10 protein-coding genes are annotated in these 13,208 nt (G+C 34.9%); 3 read left to right on the top strand and 7 right to left on the bottom strand.

The window, feature by feature from the left end; translation table 11 throughout:
- The first annotated feature begins 46 nt into the window (after positions 1-46).
- Positions 47-913 (top strand): alpha/beta fold hydrolase, encoded by an 867-nt coding sequence (locus tag EKM02_RS09685; RefSeq protein WP_126454609.1) that lies wholly within the window; start codon positions 47-49, stop codon positions 911-913.
- A gap of 2 nt (positions 914-915) precedes the next feature.
- On the opposite strand, the gene EKM02_RS09680 is transcribed toward EKM02_RS09685, so the two are convergent.
- From EKM02_RS09680 to trmD, 6 genes are all read right to left on the bottom strand, one after another.
- The gene (locus EKM02_RS09680; RefSeq protein WP_126454607.1) at positions 916-1,578 is read right to left on the bottom strand and encodes a thiamine diphosphokinase; all 663 of its coding nucleotides are present in this window, start codon (positions 1,576-1,578) and stop codon (positions 916-918) included.
- 151 nt (positions 1,579-1,729) lie between these two features.
- Positions 1,730-2,551, bottom strand: a complete 822-nt coding sequence (locus EKM02_RS09675; RefSeq protein ID WP_126454605.1) for a DUF4249 domain-containing protein — start codon at positions 2,549-2,551, stop codon at positions 1,730-1,732.
- 41 nt (positions 2,552-2,592) lie between these two features.
- Positions 2,593-4,974: a TonB-dependent receptor gene (locus EKM02_RS09670; RefSeq protein WP_126454603.1), complete on the bottom strand. Its 2,382-nt coding sequence runs from the start codon at positions 4,972-4,974 to the stop codon at positions 2,593-2,595.
- Positions 4,975-5,116: 142 nt separating this feature from the next.
- Positions 5,117-6,340 (bottom strand): isocitrate dehydrogenase (NADP(+)), encoded by a 1,224-nt coding sequence (locus tag EKM02_RS09665; RefSeq protein ID WP_126454601.1) that lies wholly within the window; start codon positions 6,338-6,340, stop codon positions 5,117-5,119.
- 289 nt (positions 6,341-6,629) lie between these two features.
- Entirely contained in the window at positions 6,630-6,980 is a 351-nt protein-coding gene (rplS, locus tag EKM02_RS09660) for a 50S ribosomal protein L19 (RefSeq protein ID WP_126454599.1), read from the bottom strand.
- 172 nt (positions 6,981-7,152) lie between these two features.
- A complete protein-coding gene (gene trmD / locus EKM02_RS09655) occupies positions 7,153-7,830 on the bottom strand; it encodes a tRNA (guanosine(37)-N1)-methyltransferase TrmD (RefSeq protein ID WP_091166587.1) in 678 nt (225 codons plus the stop codon).
- Positions 7,831-8,314: 484 nt separating this feature from the next.
- On the opposite strand from trmD, the gene EKM02_RS09650 reads away from it, so the two are divergent.
- Complete coding sequence (locus tag EKM02_RS09650) at positions 8,315-10,690, top strand: hybrid sensor histidine kinase/response regulator (protein ID WP_126454597.1); 2,376 nt, start codon at positions 8,315-8,317, stop codon at positions 10,688-10,690.
- Here EKM02_RS09650 and EKM02_RS09645 read toward each other — a convergent pair.
- Positions 10,683-11,447: an NYN domain-containing protein gene (locus EKM02_RS09645; protein WP_126454595.1), complete on the bottom strand. Its 765-nt coding sequence runs from the start codon at positions 11,445-11,447 to the stop codon at positions 10,683-10,685. The two genes, EKM02_RS09650 and EKM02_RS09645, sit on opposite strands and share 8 nt — an antisense overlap.
- Positions 11,448-11,730: 283 nt before the next feature.
- Between EKM02_RS09645 and EKM02_RS09640 the strand changes: the two genes are divergently transcribed.
- Positions 11,731-12,993 (top strand): aminotransferase class I/II-fold pyridoxal phosphate-dependent enzyme, encoded by a 1,263-nt coding sequence (locus EKM02_RS09640; protein ID WP_126454592.1) that lies wholly within the window; start codon positions 11,731-11,733, stop codon positions 12,991-12,993.
- Positions 12,994-13,208: the final 215 nt, after the last annotated feature.

Genomic DNA, 13,208 nt, shown 5'->3' with positions numbered 1-13,208 from the left:
TTTTCGAAAACTAAAAACGGTTACTTTTATAAAAAATACAGATAGTATGACTTTTAGGCTCACTTCATTTCATTTCAAAAAGAGATACTTAGCGTACAGTTTTGTGTTTTTCTATATTGTTATGTGTCAATCTTGTATGACGATGCGATTTTCCAATAAGGAAACAGCAAAATTTTTTGGTGCCTCTAAAACGGAATTTCAGGATAAAACAATTGCTTTTGAAGGTTATAAAATACATTATGTGGCAACAGGTAGTATGCAAAACGCGACCTTGTTTTTTATTCACGGCTCGCCTGGCAGTTGGAATGCCTTTAAAGAATATCTTCAGGATACTTTATTGCTTAAAAAATACCGAATGATCGCGATTGACCGACCGGGTTTTGGATTCAGTGGTTTTGGCGATGCTCAAAATTTAAGGGTACAATCTCAAAGAATATCAGAGTTTATAAAAAAAATCGATAATAAAAAGCCGCTGATTTTGGTGGGACATTCCGTAGGCGGGCCCGTTGTGGCTCGGTTAGCCGTGGATAATCCATCTTGGTACAAAAGAATGGTGATATTGGCAGGCTCATTAGACCCAAAAGCTGAAAATCCAGAGAAATGGAGAACGGTTATTAAGGCGTCGCCTTTGCGGTATTTGATTCCCGGTGCATTGCGTCCTTCTAATGATGAGTTGTGGTGGTTGAAACAGGATTTGGTAGACTTAGAACCAGCGCTAAAAAAAATCACATGTGATGTTACGATTATTCATGGAACAAAAGATGTTTTGGTGCCGTACAGCAATGTTGCCTTTATGCAAAAAAAGTTTGCCAATGCTAATTCAATCGATACAATAACGATCAAAAAAGCGAATCATTTTATTCCTTGGAGTCATTATAAAATTATAAGAAATGTATTACTGAATATACAATAAAACTAATCCAGGCATTCCATCATTAATAAATCACCTTCATTGTGTTCTATTGTTACGATTCCGTCTTTGAGGACGTGGTTGCTGCTGCCGGTTCTGTAACCAATAGTCAAACTATCATCTTTCAGCGGATAAAATAAATTATCAGAATGAATTCCAGTGACATGACCTACAGGGATTAATGAAATAGGAGTGTCTGCTGTATACCATTTTTCGAATTTTTTAGGCAAAAGGAATACTTTTGAGTGATCGTCCAGAATAACAATTTTCAATAAATTTCGATATCTCGTAATGTTGGTAATATTGGTTATGGTATGATCAGCTCTTCGTCCGGTGGCCCAAACGACGTTTACAGCAGGAATTTTTCTTTCGATTAAATAGTCAAAAGCTTTTTCTAAATCGGTTTTATTCTGATCTGGCGTATGTATAATTTCGATGGGATATTGAGATGTTTTGTAAATTTCAGGATCAAATCCTCGGTCAAAATCTCCTAAAAGCACATCGACTTTAATGTCTAGTTCCATAACGCGGACCATAGCCGAATCTAATACGACCACGAGTGGTGACCATTCCAGTAATTGGCCCAATAGTTCCGGGTTACAGGAAGCGCCGTTGGCAATGATTAAAGCAGGTTCTTGGTCGTCGCGAACGATATGGTGTGAAGACATTATAAATTATGAATTATGAATTATGAATTATGGTGTAAAAGTAAATAAAAGTTCTCGTTTTATCTCTCACGTACTAGCCCGGATGGCAATAAAAACCAAAACTGTTTAGAACCGGTTTTTGGTTGCAATGAACAGCCGGATTAGCTCCAAATTATTCAATTGTATAATTACTGACATCAACTTCGCTAAGCGAGAAATAACCCAAAGGATAATTAGCCGCATTTGTGGTGTTGATGATGTTTCCTCTTACGGTAGCAGGCGGAGATTGAAACGGTCCGCCACCATTATTTCCTGCGATACTCACTAATACACTCATATAATTGTAGTATGCTTTAGAAATTCCAAAGTGGCTTATTTCAATTTTATCGTCTTTTTTTAAATCATCATTTTGTGAGATACTGAAAAATTCGTTTCCGTTGAAAAACTCATCTTGATCTACATAAAAGTTTGATTTTACTTGGTTTGAATACACATATTTATAGAGGTAATAATTGGTTTCACCCGCTGGATCTTTGAAGAATGTTTTAATTTCAATGTCAGTCCCTGTAAAGCCGCCTTGATTGTTTTGAATAATTTTTGTAATTGGCGTAACGGGTTTCAGTGTTTCGGTTGCAGTATACGTATTACCATTGCTGATAACGGTCAGCGTATAGGTTTTGTTGATTACCGGTATAAAAGTAGCGCATTTATATTCGCCGGTATTCGCAATTTCCGAAAAAGCAAAAACCACATTAGCACTATTTTTTATAGAGACTGTTGCACCGGAAACTTTTGGAATTGTTGTACTATAAAACCCGGTTGTAGTGGTTAGTTTTATTTTTTGTTGACTTCCCGAAGTTCCTTTTTTCCAATTAATTACTGCTTCAATAACCAGTTTTGGTGGGGCATTGTCTAAATCTACTTCGACAACATCTTCGCAACTTGCCGAAAAAATAGCGATGAGAAGTACCAGATATAGTGTTGTTTTTTTCATGATTTTATTTTTTTATTTTGTTGCCTTATGGGCTAGTAAGCTTAAAATTTAAAGTTATAACTCACCGCTGGAACTACACCAAAAATCGAAGTTTTTACAGCTTCATTGGTTCCGGTATCTGCATTTTGTCTAAAATTGATAGAAGCGGCATTTTTCCGATTGTACAAATTGTAAATGCTAAAAACCCATTCGCCTTTCCATTGGCGGTCTTTGTTGCTTTTTGGAGTCAAAGTAGCGGCAATGTCAAGATGATGGTAAGCGGGGAGCCGATTTCTATTTCTCAATCCATAACTGGGTACATTGATCCCTAAGTATTCATATTGTCCAACAGGATACGTCACCGGTTGACCAGTTTGCAGCGCAAAATTAGCTCCAAAAGACCATTTTTCATTTAGATTGTAGGAACTGGTTATTGCAATATTATGCAGTTTGTCATATACGGAATTGTACCATTGGCCGCTGTTGATTCCTGTTTCTATTGGTGTTCTTCCGGGAGTTTGTTGCTCTGATTTGGATAACGTATACGAAATCCAGCCATTAAATTTCCCTTCGTTTTTTCGGAACATGATTTCTAAACCATAGGATCGTAATTGCCCATTCAGGATTATTTGTTCAATGGCTTTATTGGCAATCAAATTAGCACCGTCAATATAATCTAAGCGGTTTTGTACTTCTTTATAATACGTTTCTACTTCAAGGGAATACATGTTATCGTTGAAATTTTTAAAGTAACCTAAAGCCACCTGATCGGCAATTTGAGGTTTTATGAAATTATCGCTTGGCGTCCAGACATCAAGTGGAGTTGGCGATGTGGTGTTCGAAATTAGTTGTAAATACTGTACCATTCTGTTATAACTCGCTTTTATGGATTGGTTGTCTTTGATTTGGTAGGCTAGTGAAAAACGTGGTTCCAGATAATTATAACTTTGAATGACTTTGTTTTTGTCGTAGAATTTGGAGCCAATTGGAGTTGCTTTTTCATAAATCTGTAATTCTGAATTGAAGAGAACCGGATTGTCATTTTCATAAATATTCACTGTAGATTGACCTAAACGGTAAAACATACTGTACCGAAGTCCGTAGGAAAGGGCTATTCTGTCGGATATTTCGTGATCAGCGTTGATGTAAACCGCGGGTTCAAAAGCATATTTTTTATCCAATTGGTCGAAATTTATTCCGGAGTCCGCATCAGATGGTTTGATGGTTCCCGGATTGAATTCGTAATAAATCCCGTTTACTCCGTAATTCAATTTGAATTTATCCGAAATATAATTTCTGAAATCGTATTTGATATTGTAATTTTTAATGCCGGAATCCCATTTAAAACCTACGAAATCTAAATCCAAACCGTAATAGTAATCGCTGTAAATGAGCGATAAATTAGAAAATAATTTTTCAGAAAATAAGTGGTTCCAGCGCAAGTTTACTGTGGTGTTTCCATAAACATTGGTAAAACTTTTGTTCAGGCTGAACACATCTCGGCCAAAATAACCCGATAAATACAGACTGTTGTTAGCATCTAATTTATAACTCAACTTGGTATTTAGGTCATAAAAATAAGCCGTATTGTTTTTTTGTTCTTCGGAAAGCTTCAGGAATAAATGCGCATAGGAACTTCTGCCACCAATCAGGAAGGAACCTTTGTCTTTTACCAATGGTCCTTCGGCCAAAATGCGGCTGGAAATCAATCCGATTCCTCCATTGACATGAAAATTTTTGCTATTGCCATCTTTTTGATAAATATCCAACACCGAAGAGGCTCTTCCGCCATAGCGGGCAGGAATGCCGCCTTTGTACAACTTCAAATCTTTGATGGCATCCGGATTAAAAACAGAGAAAAAACCAAAAACGTGGGAAGAGTTGAATATGGTAGCTTCATCCAGCAGAATCAAATTTTGATCGGCACCGCCACCACGAACATTAAATCCAGAAGCGCCTTCACCAGCATTTGTGACTCCGGGAAGTAATAAAATAGATTTCAAAACATCAACTTCACCCAGCACAACGGGCATTTTCTTGATCGCTGAAATGGAGAGTTTATTGACACTCATTTCGGGTTTTTTGATGTCTATTTTGTTTCTATTATCCGTAATAATGACCTCTTTCAGTGCTGTTTCATCACTGAATAAATTGAAATTGTTTTTTAGGTTTTGACTCAAGTAGATTAACTCTTCCTTGCTTTGAAATCCCAAATAGCTAATTTGTACGTTATAGATTCCTTTTGGAACTGTGATGGAGTAAAATCCATATTCATTGGTAGTTACTCCGGTTTTGAGTTCAAGGATTACAATGTTGACTCCTATTAAAGTTTCGTTGCTGTTGGCGTCAATAATAGTTCCGCTTAGCGTAAATTTCTCTTGAGAGAAGCTTGAAAAGGAGCATAGTAATACCATTAAAAAGGGAATAATTTTCTTTGGAGTCATTGTTTAAGTTTTTCTAAATACAAAAATGCAAATTACATTAAACAGAACAGCATTTGACATATAACAACTGTTAAGGTATTGCTAAGGTAAAAAAAAAGACAACCGTTTCCAGTTGTCTTTTTAATATTATGTAGTAAAAAATTTAAGCTAGTTTAGCATCTAAATTTTCTTGTATCGCTGCTAAGAAAGCCTCGGTAGTCAAGTAATCTACGGCAGTCAATCCTTCAGGTTTTACTAACATAGCTAAATCTTTAGTCATTTTTCCGCTTTCAACAGTATCAATACATACTTGTTCTAGAGTATGACAAAAATCAATTAAAGCTTGATTTTTATCCAGTTTACCTCTGTGTTCCAATCCTCTTGTCCATGCAAAAATAGAGGCAATCGGGTTAGTAGAAGTAGCTTTTCCTTGTTGGTGTTGTCTGTAGTGACGAGTAACTGTTCCGTGAGCCGCTTCTGCTTCTAGAGTTTTTCCATCAGGAGTAACTAATACTGAAGTCATTAATCCTAACGAACCAAAACCTTGTGCAACAGTGTCGGATTGTACATCACCGTCATAGTTTTTACATGCCCACACAAAACCGCCACTCCATTTCATTGCAGAGGCAACCATGTCATCGATCAAACGGTGTTCGTAAGCAATTCCTGCTTCAACGAATTGTGCTTTGTAGGTAGATTGATATACTTCTTCAAAAATATCTTTGAAACGTCCGTCATAGGCTTTCAAAATAGTATTTTTTGTAGAAAGATATAAAGGCCATTTTTTTGTCAAAGCCATTTGGAAAGAGGAATGTGCAAAACCGTAAATACTTTCATCCGTATTGTACATGGCCATTGCGACTCCGTCTCCTTTATAATCGAATACTTCCCAAGTTTGAGTTTCTCCCTCTTCAGGAACAAAAGTCATAGTTAGTTTCCCTTTTCCTTTAATAACAGTATCTGTAGCTTTGTATTGGTCCCCAAAAGCATGACGACCAATAACGATAGGCTGTGTCCAACCCGGTACTAAACGAGGTACGTTTTTCATGATAATTGGTTCACGGAAAACGGTTCCACCTACAATATTACGGATAGTTCCGTTTGGAGATTTCCACATTTTTTTTAAACCAAATTCGGTAACACGGTCTTCATCAGGAGTAATTGTGGCACATTTAATACCAACATTGTATTTTTTTATTGCCTCAGCAGAGTCAATAGTGATTTGGTCATTGCTAGCATCTCTGCTTTCCATTCCTAAATCGTAATATTTAATATCTAAATCTAAATAAGGAAGAATTAATTTTTCCTTGATAAAGGACCAAATAATTCGTGTCATTTCGTCACCATCCAATTCAACTATCGGATTAGCTACTTTAATTTTTGTCATAATGTATTGCTATATGTAATTCTTAATTTTTAAACGTAGGTACAAAGGTAATAAAACGTTATCGTAAAAGAAAATGCGTTTTCACTTGTTTAAAATGAATTGTCAAATTATTACTTTAGGATAATCAAAATAAGAATATGGAAAATATATTCCTTATTTCTTGTCAAAAAATAAGTGCTTAAATCGCATTCAATTTTATAAAATTAGTAGATTAATATTGAGTAGCTTGACTTTAAACCAAAAAAAAGTCCTGACATCGTCAGGACTTTTATAATAGAGAGATATTTGACTATCTTCTTTTGTCTTTAATTTTAGCTTTTTTACCAGTAAGTTCTCTGAAGTAGAAAATTCTAGCTCTACGAACTGCACCTTTTTTGTTGATCTCTACTTTTTGTAAAGCTGGTAAGTTTACCGGGAAGATACGCTCTACACCAATAGCACCTGACATTTTGCGAATCGTAAACGTTTCTGTATTAGCAGAACCTCTTCTTTGAATAACAACTCCTTTAAAAAACTGAGTTCTTGTTTTTTCACCCTCTCTAATCTCGTAGTAAACAGTGATCGTATCTCCGGCTGCAAAAACTGGGAAATCTTTTCTTGTTACAAATTCGTCTTGAACGAATTTCATTAAATCTGCCATGATAATTTTTTTAATTATGGTTTGTATTAAATCAACATTCACGGATTTCGCCAGAGGTTGAACTAATGTGGGCGCAAAAGTAAATAAAAAAGTTTAAAGTTTAAAGTTTTTCTTGTTTAAAGTTTATAAGTTCTTGAATACCACCTTTAAACCTTTAACTTCAAACAAATTTTTAATCTTCCAGCAAATCCGGTCGTCTGTTCTTCGTGTGTTCGTAGGCCATATCCTCACGCCATTTGTCAATTTTAGCAAAATTCCCGCTGGTCAAAACCTCCGGAACTTTCCATCCGTTGTAATCTGCCGGACGAGTGTATATAGGACCTGACAATAATCCGTCCTGAAAACTATCCGTCAATGCAGAGGTTTCATCACTCAAAACGCCAGGGATCAATCGGATCAATGCGTCTGATAATACTAATGCGCCTAATTCACCACCACTCAAAACGTAATCACCAATAGAGATTTCCTTGGTAATAAAATGATCACGTACCCGCTGATCTACTCCTTTATAATGTCCGCAAAGGATAATAATATTTTCATACATAGACATCGTATTAGCCATTTTCTGGTTTAGGGTTTCCCCGTCCGGCGACATATAAATGATTTCATCGTAGGTTCTCTCGCTTTTCAAATGCGTAATACAGGCGTCGATAGGCTGTACGGTCATCACCATTCCGGCGCCACCGCCATAGGGATAATCATCTACACTTTTTTGTCTGTTGGTCGTGTAATCCCGCAGATTATGAAAATGAACTTCCACCAGACCTTTGTCAATAGCGCGTTTCATGATCGAAGCCTCAAACGGACTTCGCAATAATTCTGGCAGAACAGTAACAATATCAATGCGCATAATTTTAGATCTAAGTTTGAAAGGGGCAAAGGTACAAAGAAGCCAAGGTTTTCAAATAACCATTTAACCAATTCAGCTATTAAACTTTTCTTTAGGACTTATTTCCAGCTTTACACTGTATCTTTCCTTGCTTAAAGAAAGCAAGAAAAGGATGCCGTTTCAATCTGGGCTAGGTTTTTGTCCAAGTAGGATGTTTTTAATTCATAGTTGTGTCAAACATGGCAACAGTATTTTTTTTGTGGTGCTTTCTAAACGCTATCATAAAGGAAATATGTGTTAAACATTGCGCTCAAATATTTGAAAATGAATATTTGAATTCGTGTATTGTAAGCTATATTTGAAGGGGGTTATTACGCTTTGAATCATTAAACCCAACAAGTCACTTTTGTTTGTATCAAACGTTAGCAATTGTAGAATCTGTTATAAAACCAAACTTTATCTTTCAACGTATATAATTTAATATTTAATTATACAGTTTACGGCGATGGGTAAAAAAACAGATAAATGGATTTATGTTTCTGTAGTTGTATTGTTTTTTACTAAATCATTTTCTCAATATGAATTCAGTAATGGAACTATACCCAAAGAAGTTTCATTGCACAATTACACTACAGTTGCAGATGTTGGTCAAAGAAATTTAGATATTCACTATGTCGTTGCCAACTTTAATTCATTTGATCCTAAAAAACTTCAAACTGAAAATGATGATTTAGGTTTTTCTCAAAATAATTTTTGGTCAAAAACGGAGCTTATAAACTCTAGTGATCGGACTTTGAATTATTATTTAGAAACGGCCAGACCTATAACGGATTTAGTAGAATTGTATTTTATTGATAGCACTTCGGGAAAAATCACCAAAATGGTAAGCGGTGATAATATGCCCTTTGCTGAACGAAGTTTTGATAATCGTAAAACTATTTTTAAAATTAAAATTTTACCAAATTCGAGGCAGCAATTATTTTTGCATCTAAAAAGTGATGGTGAAGTTGTCAACATGCCGGTCATGTTGTACTCTTCAGAAAACTTTATAAAGTTGATCTCAAACGAGCAGTTATTTTTTGGTATATTCTATGGGATTTTAGCAACTGTTTCTGTTATTTATTTTTTCTTCTATTTTGCTTTACGCCAAAAAGCATTTTTATATTATAGCTTATACGTGGTTTTTATCGGCTTAATGCAGTTCTCTTTAGATGGTTATTTTTATAAGTTAATTACCCCTCAAGGCGGTTGGTTTTCGCTTCGTGCAGTGTTGTTTTTTGCGATGATCGCAGGTTTTTTACTGGGCAAATACAGTGAGGTTTTTTTGAATATCAAAAAACATAATAAAATAATTTACTTTTTATTTACTGTCCTTTATTTTTTAACTTTTGTTTTAATTGTATGTATTTTATTTGTCCCTAAGGCTTTAGCTTTGTGTTATCCATTGGCAAATGTGTTGGGATTGCTGATTCTTATCTTGATTATAAGTTCTGTAGTGTATTTGTATTGTAAAAAAATACATGTAGATGGTTTTTTTACAATAGGCATTTTCTTTTTGGTGCTCGGCTTTGGCATTTTTATTCTCAATAACTTCAGTCAAATTCCCAATTCGTTTCTAACAGAAAACAGCTCTAAATTAGGTACTGGTTTGGAAGTTATTTTTCTTTCCCTTTCTATGGCTAATTTGATTCGGAATCTTAAAAATGAAAAAGACAACCTCAATCGTCTTGCTTTGATTCGTTCTGAAGAAATGAATGATTTGAAATCTTATTTTTTATCAAATATTAGTCATGAATTACGTACTCCATTGAATGCTATTATGAATTTGATTGAGTCAATTTCTAATGAAGTTGAAGATGATACGATCAAACATAAATGCAAAATCATAAAGTATTCTTCGAATAGTTTATTGAGTTCGGTCAATGATATTCTTGATTTTTCTAAAATCGAAAAAGGGGAATTAAAACTGGAAAATAATCCATTTGATCCCGTACAGGTTTTAGAGTATTTAAAGAATAATGCAATCAATATAGCTAAAGAAAAGGGACTTGAGTTTCAATTCTCGAAATCAGAGAATATTCCTGATTTTTTGATTGGAGATGCGAATCGATTGGTTCAGATCGTTAATAATGTATTAAGTAATGCCATTAAATTCACCTTAAAAGGGAGTGTGAAGTTTACTATTGATGCGGAATTATTGCCCGGCAACAGGGCGAGCTTGATATTGATCATTTCAGACTCTGGGGTGGGAATTTCTCCTGATAAAAAGGAACGTATTTTTGATTCTTTTTATCAAAAGAGTAGTGATAATAAGAAAAAATTCAGCGGACTTGGATTAGGACTTTATATCGTGAAAACATTGGTAGATATGCAAAACGGAAGTATTAAAATGGATAGCGTGATTAATGTGGGAACCACCTGTGTCCTGACAATTGATTTTGAGGTCTCTGAACAAAAAAAAAGCATAGGAACAACTGCTAAAATAGGAATTGAAAATGATTTAGAAGGGAAAACCATTTTAGTGGTTGAAGACAATCCCATAAACCAGATGGTGATCAAAATGATTACTAAAAAATGGTTGAATACCACAGTTATGTTTGCTAATAATGGTCAGGAAGGAATAAAGGCATTAATTAAAAATCAATTTGATATTGTACTGATGGACCTTCAAATGCCAGTAATGGATGGTTATGAAGCTACAATTGCAATAAGAAATGGAGCGGCAGGTTTACGAAACAGCCATATTCCTATTATTGCTGTTACAGCGGATGTCATGGAGGCCACAAAACAGCGGGTTAAGGAAATAGGAATGAATGATTATTTGTCTAAACCAATCAAAAAAGAAGTGCTATATGAGGCAATCAAAAAATTAGTTAACTAAATCGCAATCGTACATAAACGTGTTTGATTCCTTTTTTATCGGAGTCTCTTTCGTCAATTTCTAGAATATCGGTCAATGATTTTAACATTGGAGTTAATTTAGAAAAGCCATAATTTCTAGGATCAAACTCTGGTTTTTTCTTCACAATAAGATTTCCTACGTCACCGAGAAATGCCCATCCACTGTCATCACCTATATCTTCAATGGTTGATTCTATTAATTCAATGGTGTGCAAATCAATTTTGTTTAACGTTTTTGGGGCAACTTTTTTAGGATCAGTGGCCGTTGGTTTTTTTGTTTTTTTCTTGATTGCGCCATCCAGAACCTCAATATAGATGAAGCGATCACAGGCAACAATAAATGAATTGGGCGTTTTTTGCTCTCCAATACCAATTACTTTCATACCGGATTCTCTAAGTCTAATTGCTAAACGGGTAAAATCAGAATCACTGGATACAATACAAAAACCATCCACTTTGTCAGAATATAATAAATCCATTGCGTCAATAATCATCGCTGAATCTGAAGAGTTTTTTCCTACAGTATAGCTGTATTGTTGAATAGGCGTAATGGCATGCTCTAATAAAACACTTTTCCATCCACCGGCATTAGGTTTCGTCCAATCAGCATAAATACGTTTAGTGGTTGGAGTGCCAAATTTAGCAATTTCTTCCATCATTCCCTTTACATTGCTGTAGGGAACATTATCAGCATCAATTAGAACCGCTAATTTTAACTCTTTTGTGTCCTGTGCCATAAACTTTAGTATTGAAATATTTATTCAAAGATACAATGTTTATTGATAAAACGATTTTGAATCAAGATCGTTTCAAAGTTTTGTGAGATATCCTTTTTGTTGTGTTATTAGCAGGAATGAAGCATTTTTTTTTAGATAGTGTAACAGATATCGTATATAGTAGGAAATTGTCAGGGATTATCGTTGTAATAAACTAAAAATAAATTTGTTTTCAAGTCCTTTATAAAATATAAATAATTATTTTTGCAACTTCTTAAAAATTAAAATTATTACTTCATATATTATGGTAAAAGATTTATTCGAAAGGATTCAAAACAATAAAGGACCATTAGGAAAATGGGCTTCACAAGCGGAAGGTTATTTTGTTTTTCCTAAATTAGAAGGTGAGTTAGGTCCAAGAATGCAGTTTGATGGGAAAGATATTTTGAATTGGAGTTTAAATGACTACTTGGGTCTCGCTAATCACCCGGAAGTACGGAAGGTAGATGCTGATGCGGCTGCACAATATGGAGCGGCTTACCCAATGGGAGCCCGAATGATGAGTGGACATACCAAATATCATGAGCAATTAGAAAATGAATTAGCTGCTTTTGTAAGCAAAGAATCAGCATATTTATTGAATTTTGGCTACCAAGGAATTATGTCTACAATTGATGCTTTAGTAACGAAAAATGATGTCATTGTGTATGATGTTGATGCACATGCTTGTATCATTGATGGTGTTCGTTTGCACATGGGAAAACGTTTTACATACCGTCATAACGATCTTGCTAGTATGGAAAAAAACCTGCAACGCGCCACAAAATTAGCTAAAGTAACTGGAGGAGGAATCCTTTTTATAACGGAAGGCGTTTTTGGAATGCGTGGACAGCAAGGGAAATTGAGAGAGATTGTGGATATGAAACAAAAATATAATTTTCGTTTGCTTGTTGATGATGCACATGGATTTGGGACACTGGGAAAAACAGGTGCCGGAGCAGGTGAAGAGCAAGGAGTTCAGGATGATATTGATGTTTATTTTTCCACTTTTGCTAAATCAATGGCTAATATTGGTGCTTTTGTAGCTGCTGATAAAGACATTATTGATTACCTTAAATACAACATGCGTTCTCAAATGTTCGCTAAGTCCTTGCCAATGATTCAAACAATTGGTTCTCTGAAACGACTGGAATTGTTGCGTAATCACCCAGAATTGAAAGAAAAACTTTGGGAGAATGTTAATGCTTTACAAAACGGATTACGAACCAGAAACTTTAATATTGGAGACACAAACACATGTGTTACTCCTGTTTATTTAGAGGGCAGTGTTCCGGAAGCTATGGTTATGGTGAACGATTTGCGAGAAAATTACGGAATTTTCCTTTCGATTGTAATTTATCCTGTTATTCCAAAAGGAATTATCTTATTGAGAATGATACCTACGACCTCACATGAATTATCAGATATTGAGGAAACACTACTTGCTTTTGAAGCCATTCGTGAAAAATTAGAAAATGGAACCTATAAAGAGATTGCAACTAAAACAAAAGTTGATTTAGACGCTTAGTCTAATGAAAAAAGTTATTCTAATCCATCCTGCTTTCTTTAGCAGGATGGATTTTTTTATACATAACAAAGAAGTGATATCTTAGTACAACAAAAACTAAAGGGTATGGTGATGTCATAAGTAAAGTATATCCTTTGATTTATAATTTCCTTCCAAAAAAACAGCATGCAGGCATTTAAAACTAAAAAATCATCAGCAAAACTGATGATTTTTTT

It is taken from the genome of Flavobacterium sp. RSP49 (assembly GCF_003968735.1).
Classification (GTDB): Bacteria; Bacteroidota; Bacteroidia; order Flavobacteriales; family Flavobacteriaceae; genus Flavobacterium.
This window is presented reverse-complemented; position numbering and strand designations above follow the sequence as displayed.